General features: G+C 67.0%; 15 protein-coding genes and 1 pseudogene. 9 read left to right on the plus strand and 7 right to left on the minus strand.

Features of this window, described 5'->3' with window-relative positions:
* Positions 1-68 precede the first annotated feature (68 nt).
* Together V1Y59_RS21190 and V1Y59_RS21195 are read left to right on the plus strand one after the other, a co-directional pair.
* Positions 69-731 (plus strand): hypothetical protein, encoded by a 663-nt coding sequence (locus V1Y59_RS21190; protein WP_330507019.1) that lies wholly within the window; start codon positions 69-71, stop codon positions 729-731.
* Entirely contained in the window at positions 728-1,453 is a 726-nt protein-coding gene (locus V1Y59_RS21195; RefSeq protein ID WP_330507020.1) for a DJ-1/PfpI family protein, read from the plus strand. Before V1Y59_RS21190 ends, V1Y59_RS21195 begins: the two co-directional genes overlap by 4 nt.
* Before the next feature lie 72 nt (positions 1,454-1,525).
* Here the strand turns inward: V1Y59_RS21195 and V1Y59_RS21200 are convergent.
* Positions 1,526-2,374: pseudogene (locus V1Y59_RS21200) on the minus strand (alpha/beta fold hydrolase).
* Positions 2,375-2,449: 75 nt separating this feature from the next.
* Between V1Y59_RS21200 and V1Y59_RS21205 the strand changes: the two are divergent.
* Positions 2,450-3,037: a TetR/AcrR family transcriptional regulator gene (locus tag V1Y59_RS21205; protein WP_330507021.1), complete on the plus strand. Its 588-nt coding sequence runs from the start codon at positions 2,450-2,452 to the stop codon at positions 3,035-3,037.
* Between the two features lie 9 nt (positions 3,038-3,046).
* Here the strand turns inward: V1Y59_RS21205 and V1Y59_RS21210 are convergent, their stop codons facing one another.
* Positions 3,047-3,721, minus strand: coding sequence for a TetR/AcrR family transcriptional regulator (locus tag V1Y59_RS21210; protein WP_330507022.1), 675 nt, complete (start codon positions 3,719-3,721; stop codon positions 3,047-3,049).
* 99 nt (positions 3,722-3,820) lie between these two features.
* Between V1Y59_RS21210 and V1Y59_RS21215 the strand changes: the two genes are divergently transcribed.
* Positions 3,821-4,216, plus strand: a complete 396-nt coding sequence (locus V1Y59_RS21215; protein WP_330507023.1) for a (R)-mandelonitrile lyase — start codon at positions 3,821-3,823, stop codon at positions 4,214-4,216.
* 32 nt (positions 4,217-4,248) lie between these two features.
* A complete protein-coding gene (locus V1Y59_RS21220; RefSeq protein ID WP_330507024.1) occupies positions 4,249-5,103 on the plus strand; it encodes an aldo/keto reductase in 855 nt (284 codons plus the stop codon).
* Positions 5,104-5,204: 101 nt separating this feature from the next.
* On the opposite strand, the gene V1Y59_RS21225 is transcribed toward V1Y59_RS21220, so the two are convergent.
* Positions 5,205-5,453, minus strand: a complete 249-nt coding sequence (locus V1Y59_RS21225) for a DUF2530 domain-containing protein (RefSeq protein WP_330507025.1) — start codon at positions 5,451-5,453, stop codon at positions 5,205-5,207.
* A 178-nt stretch (positions 5,454-5,631) separates the two neighbouring features.
* Between V1Y59_RS21225 and V1Y59_RS21230 the strand changes: the two genes are divergently transcribed.
* Together V1Y59_RS21230 and V1Y59_RS21235 are read left to right on the plus strand one after the other, a co-directional pair.
* Positions 5,632-7,047: an NCS2 family permease gene (locus V1Y59_RS21230; RefSeq protein WP_330507026.1), complete on the plus strand. Its 1,416-nt coding sequence runs from the start codon at positions 5,632-5,634 to the stop codon at positions 7,045-7,047.
* A 189-nt stretch (positions 7,048-7,236) separates the two neighbouring features.
* Positions 7,237-7,674, plus strand: coding sequence for a MarR family transcriptional regulator (locus V1Y59_RS21235; protein ID WP_330507027.1), 438 nt, complete (start codon positions 7,237-7,239; stop codon positions 7,672-7,674).
* 21 nt (positions 7,675-7,695) lie between these two features.
* Here the strand turns inward: V1Y59_RS21235 and V1Y59_RS21240 are convergent, their stop codons facing one another.
* Positions 7,696-8,940 carry a GNAT family N-acetyltransferase gene (locus tag V1Y59_RS21240; RefSeq protein WP_431309255.1) on the minus strand — a complete coding sequence of 415 codons (1,245 nt, stop codon included), beginning with the start codon at positions 8,938-8,940 and terminating at the stop codon, positions 7,696-7,698.
* 101 nt (positions 8,941-9,041) lie between these two features.
* Between V1Y59_RS21240 and V1Y59_RS21245 the strand changes: the two genes are divergently transcribed.
* Positions 9,042-9,896 (plus strand): TrmH family RNA methyltransferase, encoded by an 855-nt coding sequence (locus tag V1Y59_RS21245; protein WP_330507029.1) that lies wholly within the window; start codon positions 9,042-9,044, stop codon positions 9,894-9,896.
* Positions 9,897-9,925: 29 nt separating this feature from the next.
* Positions 9,926-10,231 carry a DUF2537 domain-containing protein gene (locus V1Y59_RS21250; RefSeq protein WP_330507073.1) on the plus strand — a complete coding sequence of 102 codons (306 nt, stop codon included), beginning with the start codon at positions 9,926-9,928 and terminating at the stop codon, positions 10,229-10,231.
* Positions 10,232-10,249: 18 nt separating this feature from the next.
* Here V1Y59_RS21250 and V1Y59_RS21255 read toward each other — a convergent pair whose 3' ends face one another.
* The 3 genes from V1Y59_RS21255 to serC all read right to left on the minus strand — a co-directional run bounded on the left by V1Y59_RS21255 (position 10,250) and on the right by serC (position 13,558).
* Positions 10,250-11,041: a DUF6928 family protein gene (locus V1Y59_RS21255; RefSeq protein ID WP_330507030.1), complete on the minus strand. Its 792-nt coding sequence runs from the start codon at positions 11,039-11,041 to the stop codon at positions 10,250-10,252.
* A gap of 8 nt (positions 11,042-11,049) precedes the next feature.
* Positions 11,050-12,036, minus strand: a complete 987-nt coding sequence (gene sepH, locus V1Y59_RS21260) for a septation protein SepH (protein ID WP_330507031.1) — start codon at positions 12,034-12,036, stop codon at positions 11,050-11,052.
* A 376-nt stretch (positions 12,037-12,412) separates the two neighbouring features.
* Positions 12,413-13,558: a phosphoserine transaminase gene (gene serC, locus V1Y59_RS21265; protein ID WP_330507032.1), complete on the minus strand. Its 1,146-nt coding sequence runs from the start codon at positions 13,556-13,558 to the stop codon at positions 12,413-12,415.
* Positions 13,559-13,652 lie beyond the last annotated feature (94 nt).

The following is a 13,652-nucleotide window of genomic DNA, read 5'->3' on the forward strand; positions in this document are numbered from 1 at the left end:
ATTGCCCGGGGCGAAGGCGGCGTCGTACATTCGTGTTTCATATATGAAGTACGAGCATCGGGGGACGTATGAGTGGGATGGAGATCTTCTGGATCGTGGTGGGGGTGATCCTCGTGCTGGGGATCCTCGCGCTGATCGGACTGGGGGTCTTGTTCGGGTTGGCGACCAATCCGAATCGCTTCAAGGTCCGGGAGGTCGCGCTCGGCGACGTCGACGACTACATCGCGCGTCGCGCCGCGTTCGCGATCACCGTCATCGAGACCACCCCGCTGTCGCGGCGTGAGGTGTGGGATCGGCTGGACTCTCCCTACCTCACGAGCCTCCCGTTCCTGCGCGGACCGGACTGGGCGCTACGCGGGGGGAGCCCGGATCAGCGACAGCGTTCGGAGATCCAGGTCGACGCACGCCGCACCATGTCGGGGACGTTCCTGTCGGTCGGTCAGCGGGTGATCGAGGTGACCGACCGTGAGCGGGTCACGCTCGTCGGCACCGGGGTCTCGGTGCCGCTCGCGGTCAAGGACTTCGTCGAGCGCTTCACCATCGTCGACGGAAAGCGGTCCAACACCGTCACGGTGACCTGGCAGATCGCCGGTTCGCCACGCTTCTTCGGCTTCCTGCCGTGGCGCTGGGCAGTGCCGCTGGTGCGTCCGGTCGCGGGGTTCATGTTGCGCCAGATCCTGCGGCTGCAGCCGTACCGCCGACGTGACGTGCGCGGCGAGGCCGCTGCATGACACAGGTTGCGCTCGTCGCCTATCCGGGGCTGACCGCGCTCGACCTGATCGGCCCCTACGAGGTGCTGCGGATGCTGCCGGGCGCCGACGTCCGATTCGTGTGGCACGAGGTGGGGCCGGTGGCCGCCGATTCCGGCGTGCTGATGCTCGGCGCAACCCACACCTTGGCCGAGACGCCGCGGCCGGCGATCGTGGTCGTGCCCGGTGGCAGCACCACGGTGATGAACCAGGCTCACGACGACGTCCTCCTCGATTGGCTGCGATCGGTGCATCAACACACCTCGTGGACGACGTCTGTCTGCGCGGGATCGGTGATCCTCGGTGCCGCCGGCCTGTTGCAGGGCCGGCGTGCGACATCGCATTGGCAAGCGCTGCAAGCGTTGCGTGCTTTCGGCGCGACGCCGGTCGGTGACGAACGGGTCGTCCACGACGGTGACATCGTCACCGCGGCAGGTGTTTCGGCCGGCATCGATCTGGCGTTGTGGATCGCCGCCAAGGTGGCCGGCGAGGAGCGAGCCAAGGCGATTCAGCTGGCCATCGAATACGACCCGCAGCCTCCGTTCGACTCGGGCAGCACAGCCAAGTCGACGACCGGAACGGTGGCGCGGGCGAACGCGTTGCTGGCCCGTGACTCGGTCACGCCCGCCCATGTGTCAGCGACCGCACGGGTGATGTGGCGGGCCGCGATCGACCGGGCGAGGGCCGGGCGCAGGCGGAAGTGACCGCCCCCTTACCGATGGTCGAGGAGCCGCGAACGTAGTGAGTGGCGTATCGAGACCATCAAGGCCACAGGATCACGTCTCGGCCAGATCCCGCCGCTCGACCAGGAACGTGCCGATCTCGCGCGCCACATCGGCAGGCCGGTCGAGCATCGACAACACGTAGGCGTCGTCGATCTCCACGAGGCGCGAGTGCGGGATGAGTTCGGCGAGTCGCCGTCCGTGCTCGGGTGGCATCACCCGGTTCTCCGGCGACCAGAGAATCAGGCATTCGCCCCGAAAGTCACTGAGCGCGCTCGTGTCACGGATCAGGTCGTCCGATCGGAACCGTGTCGCGGTGTATTTCTCGAGGTCCCTGCGGACACCGGGTTCGGTGAGTGACGGTTGGTCCATCGACGAACCATTTCCTTCGGAACGGGTCGTCGCACCATCCAGCCGAACAGCAGTGGGGTGCGACGCAGCCATCCGATCCGGAGCTGTCGCGCGGCCAGGGTGGTCCCACCCGGCAGCTTCGTGGCCAGGGTCGCCATCCGGCCGGGTAGTCCGGGCGGGAAGTTGTCGAACGCCTCGCACGGCAGGATGACCATCGCGCCGACCCGCTCGTCGCGACCGATCGCGGTGAGGAAAAGGCTACCGCCCCAGTCGGAGTGCACGAGCGTGACGTCGCGCAGGTCGAGCGCATCCAGGAAGTCGGCGACGAGATGCACCAGGCCGGTCAGGCTCAGATCCGCGTCGGCGTTCATCGGTCGGCGATGTGCGCCCAGCGGTAAAACTGGTCGGATGTAACGAAATCCGTTGGGGAGCAACGGCATCGTGGTGTCCCAGAGTCCCGTCCATGAACAGGCCATGCAGTAGGACGACCGGCGGGCCGTCGCCCTCATCGGTGTATTCGACCGGGCCGGCGGGCAGATCGACAACTCTCATGCTGACCTCTCTTCGCAGGGCTGGAATGACCGTTCTAGAACAATCACTCTAGAGCAAGTGTTCTAGAATGGCCAGATGCGGACGGATGAACGAATCGCGGTGGCGATGGCGGAGCTGCTTCGCCGCCAGGGATATGCGGCCACGGGTATCAAGCAAGTCGTCGAGGCCTCCGGGGCGCCGATCGGTTCGTTGTACCACCATTTCCCGAGGGGCAAGCGGGCCGTCGCAGAAGCGGCGCTGCGGCAGTCGGGCGCGGCATACGGGGAGTTGGTGGCGTCCTTGTTGGCGCCCTACGACGACATCGCCGCCGGTATCGAGGCGGCGTTCACCGCCGCCGCCGACGACATCGAACAGACGGGCTGGGTGAACATGTGCCCGGTCGGCACGGTCGCGGGTGAGGTCGTCGACGTCGAGCCGGAGCTGGGGGCCGTGGCAGCCGAGGTGTTCGAGGGGTGGATCGAGGGCGGTACCGCGCTCTTTCGCGAACGTGGTCTCACCGACGACGACGCCCGCGCGTTGATCACCGCTGTGATCAGTGCGCTCGAGGGAGCGTTCGTGCTGTCGCGGACGTTGCGATCGCGCGATCCGTTGATTGCGGCAGGTCGCGGCATCGCGGCGTATGCGCGTGAGCTCGTCGCTGATCCCGTGGTCAGATCTGGGTGACCGTTGCGGTCACGCGCGTCGGCGAGCCGTCGACCGTCGTCGACTTGTCATCGCAGTATGGGTGATCTCCGAGCTCAGCGCCGGTGCCGGTAGTGGGGTGAAAGTCCGGTCGTCGCTGCGGATTCCATCGAGGAAGAAGGTCAGGTAGCGCTCGTACACCTGTGGGGCCAGATCGCGTGTGCTGTCCATGATTGGTGCCATCGCCGACTGCATGAACGTGACGTCGGTCGGCTCGAAATCCGATCGCACGACGCCGGCGTCCTTGGCGCGGCGCACCAGCTCGACGATCAGCGGGGCGATACGTGTGCGCACATCGTTGATCCGCGCATCGCCGAGCGTCGGGTCGTCGAGGATCTGGTGCAGGCCACGGTCTCCGAACTGCATCTGCAGGGTTCGGGTGAGGTAGTCGGTGAGTGCGGTCCACGGGTCCGGCTCGTCGAGCGCCTCTCGGGCGACCGCTTCCACTGCTTGCAGGCGCTCCTCGAACAGCGTGTCGATGAGCTCTTCCTTGTTGGCGAATCGCCGGTATGCGGTACCGACGCCGACGCCGGCATGGCGGGCGATGTCGTTGAGGGTGACGCCAAGGCCCTTCTCGGCAAACAGCTCTCGGGCCGCGTCCAGCAGACGTTCACGGTTGATCGACGCATCCTTGCGCATTGGCCGGGGGGAGGGCGCCGTGGTCATGGGCCCACCGTAGCAGCTAAGCGGATTGACGATATCCGCTTACTAGCCTAGTGTGGATAACCGGATACGGAATATCCGTTAGCGTGTGAGGAGGACGCCATGCAGTACACGCAGAGTGGTGGACAGACCGGAGCCGGACCCGACGAGTGGTTCACCGGCACGGTGCAGATCGACGGCATCCGCAACCCGGACGACCAAACGGCGATCGGCTGCGCACACGTTCGCTTCGCGCCCGGCGCGCGGACCGCGTGGCATCACCATCCGAAGGGTCAAACCCTCTACGTCACAGACGGAATCGGCCTGGTCGCCACCCGGGGTGGCGGTGTGCAGGAGATCCGACCGGGCGACGTCGTCTACATCGAACCCGGCGAAGAGCACTGGCACGGTGCCACGCCGGACCGCTTCATGGCGCACGTGGCGATGCAGGAAGCAGACGAGAACGGCGAGGTCGTCACCTGGCTCGACCACGTCACCGATGCCGAGTACAACGCCTGACGCCCCCACGTCCTGAGGAGGAACGAAAAGCCATGGTGCTCAACGAGACCTACACCCTGTCCAACGACGTCCAGATCCCCAAGCTCGGCCTGGGTACCTGGTTCATCGACGACGACAAGGCAGCACAGGCGGTGACCGCCGCCGTCGACATCGGATACCGCAACATCGACACCGCGCAGGCATACGGCAATGAACGCGGCGTCGGTGAAGGCGTTCGCAACAGCGGTGTCGCCCGCGACGAATTGTTCGTGGCGACAAAGCTGGCGGCAGAGATCAAGGATCACCGAGAGGCCGCCGCGGCGATCGATGACTCGCTGGCCACGATGGGCCTCGACCATCTCGATCTGATGCTGATCCACAGCCCGCAGCCGTGGGCCGATTGGCGCGGCGGCGACTACGCTGAGGGCAACCGCGAGGCCTGGCGTGCGCTGGAAGACGCGTACCAGGCGGGCAAGCTCCGCTCGATAGGCGTCTCCAACTTCGAGCAGCGCGATCTGGACAACCTGCTCGCCGAGGCGACCGTTGCGCCGCATGTGAACCAGATCCTGGCCCACGCGGGGAACACCCCGTCCGAGCTCATCGCGTACTGCGAGCAGAAGAACATCCTCGTCGAGGCGTACTCGCCGATCGGGCACGGCGAGATCCTGAAGAACGCCGACGTCGCGACGATGGCGCAGCGCTACGACGTGAGCATCCCGCAGCTCTGTATCCGCTACACGTTGCAGCTCGGGGCGGTGTCGTTGCCGAAGACCGCGAACCCGGACCATATGCGCAGCAACGCGGAGGTTGACTTCACGATCTCCGATCAGGACATGGATGCGCTGCGTGGCATGCGGATCGAGGACTACGGCGAGTCGAGCGCGTTCCCGGTGTTCAGCGGGAAGTGATCGTGATCGCGGTTCTGGCCGCAGTTTCTGGTTCCGGCTTGGAGCAACAACTGCGGCCGGAACCTGTAGCTGCGGCCAGAACCGTCGGCGTCGAAGGCGACTCAGTCGAGACCCTGCTGCGCCGTCCGGTCTCCCCGGCGCACTGCGGCCCGTTGGAGCAGGACGATCGTCGCCCCCAGGACGCCGACCCCGAGGCCCACCAGGCAGACCGCGAGTGTGCGGTCGCCGCCCCAGCCGCCGATCCACACCACGAGTGTGGCGACGAGCCAGGCGACCATGCCGACGATGATCACCGGTTCGGGGGCGCGTAGAGGGCGCGGGAGTTCCGGGATGTCGGATGCATCGGCCATGGCATCAGAGTAACTTTCGACTGTGCCCACCGATCCGTCGAGCGAGCCCAGCACATCGTCGACAGAATCCGGCAAACCGTCGACAGAACCCCAAGGTCCGTCGAGTGCAGCCAATCCGGCGGCCGTAGAACCCCCTCAGCCGCCGCGCGAGCCGACCGGCCGGATCGACCGTTACTTCATGATCAGCGAACGGGGATCGTCGCTGACGCGGGAATTCCGCGGCGGGCTGGTCACCTTCTTCACGATGGCCTACATCATCGTGCTGAACCCGATCATCATCGGCGGCATCCCCGGTGAGCCCAAGAACGCCGACGTGCTCGGCAACGTGCTGCCGCTGGCGCAGGTCGCGGCGGTCACGGCGCTCGTCGCCGGCGTCATGTCCGTCATCTTCGGCCTCGTGGCGCGGTACCCGTTCGCGATCGCGACCGGCCTCGGCATCAACAGCCTGCTGGCGGTGACGATCGCACCCCAGGTGACGTGGCCGGAGGCGATGGGGCTGGTCGTCATCGACGGCATCATCATCGTGCTGCTGGCGGTCACCGGATTCCGGACGGCGGTGTTCAACGCGGTACCCCCGGAACTCAAGGCCGCCATCGCCGCGGGCATCGGTGCGTTCATCGCCTTCATCGGTTTGGTCGACGCCGGTTTCGTCCGTCGAGTGCCCGACGCCGCGAACACGACGGTGCCGGTCCAGCTCGGCAACGACGGGTCGATCGACACCATCCCCACGCTGATGTTCTGTATCGGCGTGCTGCTGATGGGTGTCCTGGTGGTGCGCAAGGTGCCCGGGGGGCTGCTGATCGGGATCATCGTCGTCACCATCGCGTCGATCATTCTCGAGGCAACACTCGACCTCGGGTCGAGCTCCGACAATCCGGACGGCTGGAGTCTGGCGATACCTCAGATCCCCGACGGACTCGGCGGGATGCCGGATCTGTCGCTGGTCGGTCAGGTCGACGTGTTCGGGGCGTTCGACCCGGCGAGCATCGGGGCGCTCGCGGCCTCGGTCCTGGTGTTCACGCTCGTGCTGTCCAACTTCTTCGACGCGATGGGCACGATGACCGGTCTCGGCAAGGAAGCCGGCCTGATGGACGACAAGGGCACACTGCCCGGGGTCGGCAAGGCTCTCGTCGTCGAGGGCACCGGCGCGATCGCCGGCGGTGTCGCCTCGTCGTCGTCGAACACGGTGTTCGTCGAATCCGCGAGCGGCATCGCCGAGGGGGCGCGAACGGGCCTTGCCAACGTCGTGACCGGCGCGTTGTTCCTGCTCGCCATGTTCTTGACGCCGCTCTACGAGATCGTTCCGCTGGAAGCAGTCGCGCCGGCGCTCGTGGTGGTCGGTGCGATGATGATCGGCCAGCTGACCGCGGTCGACTTCACCAAGTTCTCCCACGCATTGCCGGCATTCCTGACCGTGGTGATCATGCCGTTCACCTACTCGATCGCCAACGGTATCGGCGTCGGGTTCATCAGCTGGGTGGTCCTGGCGGCCGCAACGGGCAAGGCCAGGACGGTGCATCCGCTGCTGTGGATCGTCGCCGGGGTGTTCGTCGCCTACTTCGCCCGCGCGCCGATCTACGCGCTCGTCGGGTGATCTGATCGTGTCGGCAGTCCGTGGTACGACATGACCGCTGGTTCGCTTTAGCAAAAAAAGACGTTAAGGCATTGCACGATCGTGGAAGTGAATTACGCTTAGCATCGGGAACCAGCTGGTCTCAGATTTGAATCGCTCGGGAACGGACGCTGCGACATGACGACGATCTCACAACTGACAATCGCAGGCATGACACTGTCGGACCGGACCCTGTCCGGCGAACTGTCCATGGCGGTGGTCCGGCTCGCCAGACGGCTTCGCGGGCGGCGGGTGAGCAAGGTCGTCTCGCTCACCCAGCTGTCCGCGCTGTACACACTTCATCACGAGGGGCCGATGACCCCGGGCGCGCTCGCGCTGGCAGAACGTGTTCAGCCGCCGTCGATGACCCGGGTGATCGCATCCTTGTCCGACCTGGGCATGGTCAAGCGGGAACCGCATCCCACCGACGGTCGTCAGGCGATCGTGACGCTGTCGGACAAGGGCATCGACGTCGTCAACGCCGAGCGTGATGCTCGCGAGGAATGGCTCAGCGCGAGGCTCGACGAACTGTCGCCGGATGAACGTGCCACGCTGGCCGCCGTCGTCCCCATCGTCAACAAGATCATCAACGGTAGCGACGATCGCTGAGTGAACGGCGGCTAGACGGGCTCAGAAGAACGTTCCGGAGAACGGCGCCTGCTCAGGTGTGAACGCGCGGTCCAGCGCACTCAACGTCGAGGGATCAGCCGTCCACAGCCGATCCGCTGCGGCGAACGTGCGGGCATTCGTCCCACCCAGGAACAACGACGACAGGACAGAGATGTCGAGGCGAACCGTCGGCGCCGACGTACTCGGCGCGACGATCGCACCACCATTTCGGATCGACATGTCGAACACGCCGCCCCGGCCGCGGAATGCGTCGGTGACCTCGAGGACGACGTCGAGGTCGGCGAAGTAGCGCCGGGAGGTCAATGCCCGCGGGACGTCGAGGATGCGCAACCACATCTTGTCGGTGAGCCCCGTGACCGAGACGGCACGATGGTCGACGAGCTTCGCCGGGAGCGGATCATCGACCGGTACCGAGGCGGTGACCGACGCCATCAGGTCCAGGCCGGTCAACACCCGCCACAGCTCGGTGTGCGCGTCATCGGTCACCGCGAACACCTCGGCGACGTCCCCGCGCGTGGGCTCCGCCGATGTGTTGATCCGGTAGCTCGCGTATCCGTCGGCGTGGAGCAGGTAGTGCAGCCCGCTGGTCTGCGCGGGTCGCTGCGACGGGCGATCGGCGAGAATCGGCTCCCACCACGTCTCCGGACGGTGCACGGCTCCCGAACGCGACGCCGCCCATCGCGCGTGGATCTCGGGCACCCGACGGGCCACTTCCTCTCCCGTCGCATAGTTGACCGGAGAGACCTCGGGGTCCGCGGGCCGACGCATCGTCGCCGCGCTCAGGTCGACCGAGACCTCGTGCGCGTGGCAGGCGGGTCCGAACCCGTACCGCTCGTAGATGGTCGCCTCACTGGCGGTGAGGATGGCGAAGACCTGATCCTCGGCCTCCCACTGGTCGAACAACTCGGTGATCATCGTCCGCAGAATCCCGCGACGACGGTGGGTGGCCGCGACGGACACCCAGGAGAGGCCGGCGGCCGGTTGCTGCTCGCCGCCCGGGACGGTCACGGTCATGCGGTAGTACATCGAGACGCCGACCAGGGGAGAACCCACCAGTCCCTGCGGATCGCGGACCAGCACGACGTCGGCGTCGTCGACCTTTCCCCGCAGGTCGGCCTGCTCGGCAGTCGACAACGGGTTGGTCATCAGGAATGCCCGCGCATCGGTCGCGAAGATCTCGTCCCAGTCGGCGTCGGTGGCGCGCGAGACGGCGAGAGCGGAAGCATCCTGGGAGATCGTCACCAATCCACCGTTTCACAGAGCGTTCCGGTGTGAGTGGTCAACCCCGGCTTGCTGCGGGGTGGGCCACACTGAGCGACGGCATCCGGTCTTGGCACACTGACGACGTGGCCAGCACCAGTGTCGACGTCATCGACATCGATGATCCGTCGGATCCGCGCGTCGACGACTTCCGCGATCTCAACTCCGTCGACCGCCGTCCGGATCTCCCGGCACTACCCGGAGGACGGGTCGGCAAAGGCCTGGTCATCGCCGAGGGCGTGCTCGTCGCGCAGCGGATGATCGCCTCCCGGTTCGCGCCGCATGCCTTCCTCGGCGTGGACAAGCGCCTCACCGAACTCGATGACGCCCTGGAGAACCCCACACTGCGTGGAGTTCCGTTCTATCGGGCATCCGCGGACGTGATGGCCGACGTCGTCGGCTTTCACCTCAACCGTGGCGTTCTCGCGGTGGCGCGTCGACCGCCCGTGCTCGACGTCGCCGATGTCGTCGAGCGCGCGCACACCGTAGCGATCCTCGAGGGTGTCAACGACCACGAGAACATCGGCAGCATCTTCCGCAACGCCGCAGGTCTGGGTGTCGACGCTGTGCTGTTCGGTGCCGGATGCGCCGACCCGCTCTACCGTCGCTGCGTGCGCGTCTCCATGGGGCATGCCCTGCTGGTCCCGTTCGCCCGCTTCGACGACTGGCCGCGTGGGCTGTCGGTGCTGAACGACCACGGCTTCCGCACCGTGGCACTGACGCCGGGGCCCGGGTCGGTGCCGTTGCGCGAGGCCGTCGACGCCGCCAAGGTCGCGTTCCTGGTCGGCGCCGAGGGGCCCGGACTGTCGGAGACCGTGATGCGCGCCAGTGATCTGCGTGCCCACATCCCGATGAGTCGCGGCACCGATTCGCTCAACGTTGCGACGGCTGCGGCGATCGCGTTCTACGAGCGGGCCCGATCGGGGACGATGAACGCGTGATCGTCATCGAGAGCGTGCGGACCCGGCGGATGTCACCGCACGGCGGCGGGGACCGGTTCGCCGTCGACGAACCCACACCCTGGGTGCTGGGTCTGTTCGTCACGGTCTTCCACGCGCTGTTCGCGACACTCCTGCTCGTGGGCGTCTACGACCTGATCGGAGGGTTCGTCACCTGGTTGGGTCTGCTTGCGGTGCTCGTCGTCGCGGGCGGGCTGGGATGGACCCTGTGGGATCTCCGTGACCGCCCGGTCTGGCGGTGGATCGTGTGGGGCGCCCTCATCGGGTTGCTGGCGGGCCTCGGCTCGTCGGTCGCGTTGATGGCCCTCGGCCGCTGACCCCACTCGCGCGTCGGATCAGCCGCCGAAGCCGAAGTACCTCGCGATGCGCCCGCGGCGCTTGGCCGGACGGGGCTCGTCGGACGTCGGGGAGTCACCGTTGGCGGCGACCGAACTTCCGGACACGGTCAGATCGTTCTGGTACCGAGCCCAGTCCTCCTCTGCCGGTATGTAATCGGCAGGGTGAATGGCGAATGCGGTCACCGGGATTCGGGTCGGGTCCAGATCGGTGTCGGCCCGCGGGGACGTGAACCGGAAACCCAGCCAGTGCCGGTTGGCCTGCTCGGCGAGCTCCTGCGGGTGGAAGGGAAGCGCCAACGGTTCGGCCGGTACGCCCGCCGCGTACTGCAGCGGATGTTCACCGGCCCAGAACGGCCGCTCGAGGGGATCGGGCAGACCAATGTCCTCGAAGATCGTCACCGGGTCCGCGGAGAACGAACGTTTCAGTTCGCCGTGTTCCCACCGGGCGAACGCGCCGACGGAGCGATCCGGGTCGGTGACCAACAGGGTGGCCGCCGCACTCTGTCGGATCGAGGACAGCGTGCGGGTCAGGGTGGACGGCTCGGTGGTGTCGAACAACGAACAACACAGCACCGCTGTCCGGCCGTACCAGCCGGCGTAGACGTGCGCATCCCGCGCGGCCGCGGCGGTGGCGAGATCCGTGTCCGAGACCGGCACCAGCACGCGGTCACCGTAGATCGTCGCGGCGAGTTTCTGGGCGGCCACGACGTCGTTGACCGGACCTTCGCGGAGCAGTGCGACGGGATCGTCGCTGTCGATGAACCAGAGTGTGACTGCGCGGGCCGACACGTCGCGGATCAGCCGTTGCCGTTGCTGCGGACGCCCAGCAGGACATCCTCCCAGGCGGGAACGGCAGGTTTGCGTGTACGGCGGCGCGGCTTGGCGGAACCGGCCTCGGGAGCCTCGTCGCCGGAAGCCGTGGTCGCAGCTGCGGGCGAGGCCTCCTCACGACCGGCGGCGGTGCCGGGGCGATCGTTCGTGCGCTCGGGCTCATCCGCGGGCGGCGGCGGGCCGAAATCGATCGCCACGGTGCCGTGCTCGTCGTGGCTGGGCGCCATGCTTCCGTTGCGGGTGCGCTGGGCATCGATGAGTCGGTCGGCGTCGAGTGTGACCTCGTCGTGGTCGACAGGTGCCTCGGCCTGGTGCTCGACGTGTGGGGTCAGGTCGGGTGTGGCGACGGGCGTGAGCTTGCGCCGCGGCGTGATCGTCTCGGGGTGGGTGAGTTCGTCTGCGAGGTCGTCGAGCGGGTCGGCGGTCCCGCCGTGGCTACCCGGCTGGAAGCGCCAATGTGCGTGGTTGTCGGTGCGGCCGACATGCCACGACGCCTGGACCACCCAGTACCCGTCGTCGCCCTTCCAGGCGTCCCACTCCACGCTGTGCTGGCTCTGTCCGAGGGCCACCATCGCCTCGGTGACCGTTTCGCCGAGCGTGGACACCGATGGCCCGTCCTCGCGGATCGGGTGGGACATCGATGCGAGCTCCGTGGCGCGAGCGCGTTCGAGGAGGACCGGGTGGGCGAAGCGTTCGATCTTGTCGACCGGCACACCGGCCAGTGCGGCGACTTCCGACACCGTCGCTCCGGCACGGATGCGGGCTTGGATCTCTCGTGGTCGAAGTGTGCTTTCCATTTCGATCTCGATCTGCCCCAATCGTGAGATGTCGCCGCGCGCCGCGGCCCGGAGCCGCTCGTCGGCGGCGACCCGATACCTCTCACCCGACTCGGCATCCTGACAGATCACATGGGTGCCGTCGGCCTCGACGCCGACGACTCGAAGCTCACGCATCTGCTCCTCCTCCGGTGACCACGAGTGCGGGCATTGGGGTCAGGTTAATGCACACGTCACCTACGCCCCGGCGGGACACGCGGCAAAACCGCAGATCAGCAAGGTTGTGGCGGGTGGTACCCATGGGGCACACGCTACAGGTGATAACGGGGCGGCCATCCCGCTGGTCACTTTGTTTCCCCTCCGCTGATCGAGTAGCCCGCGAGCCGCTAGGCGAGCGGGCGTATCGAGATCTCCTGCAGCGCACGGGGTCTCGATACGCGTCGGGCTCGCAAGCTCGCACGTCGCTACTCGACCAGCGGTATGGGGTGGCTCGCGGGCTACTCGACCAGCGGTATGGGGCGGCTCGCGGCCTACTGGGTCAGCGGTAGAGCTCTCAGAGCTTGCCGACGACGAAATCGACGCACTCGGTCAGCTTGCTGACGTCATCGGGGTCGATCGCCGGGAACATGCCGATCCGCAGCTGGTTGCGGCCGAGCTTGCGGTAGGGCTCGGTGTCGACGACACCGTTGGCCCGCAACGTCTTCGCCACCGCTGCGGCATCGATGTCGTCGTCGAGGTCGATGGTGCCGACGACCTGGCTGCGATGCGACGGGTCGGCGACGAACGGTGTCGCGAACTCGCTCGCCTCGGCCCACTGGTAGAGCCGCGAGCTCGAATCCGCGGTCCGGGACACGCACCAGTCGAGTCCGCCCTGGTCGAGCATCCACTGGATCTGGTTGTCGAGCAGCAGCAGCGAGCCGACCGCCGGAGTGTTGTAGGTCTGGTTCTTGCTGCTGTTGTCGACCGCGGTCGGCAGCGACAGGAACTCCGGGCACCAGCGATCGGACTCGGCGATCTGCGCGATGCGTTCGAGTGCTCGCGGGCTCATCAGCGCGATCCACAGGCCGCCGTCCGAGGCGAAGCACTTCTGGGGAGCGAAGTAGTAGATGTCGGCGTCGGCGACGTTCACCGGCAGCCCGCCGGCACCCGACGTCGCGTCGATGGCGACGAGTGCGTCATCCGATCCGGCCGGGCGGGTCACGGGCACGGCGACGCCCGTCGACGTCTCGTTGTGCGCCCAGCCGATCAGGTCGATCCCGCCGAAGTCGTCCGCGGTGAGCGCCGCCGGGTCGGGTGCGGTTCCGGGGTCGGTGGAGATCACCGCGGGCGAATCGAGGAACGGGGCCTTTTTCGCGACCGTCGCGAACTTCGACGAGAACTCCCCGTAGGTGAGGTGCAGGGAACGCTGTTTGATCAGCCCGAACGCCGCGGCGTCCCAGAACGCCGTGGTGCCACCGTTGGAGATGACCACCTCGTAGCCGTCGGGGAGTGCGAAGAGCTCGGACAGCCCCGAACGGATCGACCCGACGACGTTCTTCACCGGTGCCTGCCGGTGGCTGGTCCCGAACACCGAGGCCCCGGTGTCGACCAGGGACTGCAGTTGTTCGGGTCGCACCTTGGACGGACCGCAGCCGAAGCGGCCGTCCGACGGCAGGAGGTCGGCGGGAATCGTGATCGGTGCGGTGGCGGTGTCACTCATGCAGGCAATTCTAGGGTTGTGGTCTCGACCACCCCGTTTCTGGCCCCTCCCACTCGACCCCTTGATTGCGACTGAACGCACGTTTAGCATGTTG

It is taken from the genome of Gordonia prachuapensis, from assembly GCF_036350515.1.
Lineage (GTDB): Bacteria > Actinomycetota > Actinomycetes > Mycobacteriales > Mycobacteriaceae > Gordonia > Gordonia prachuapensis.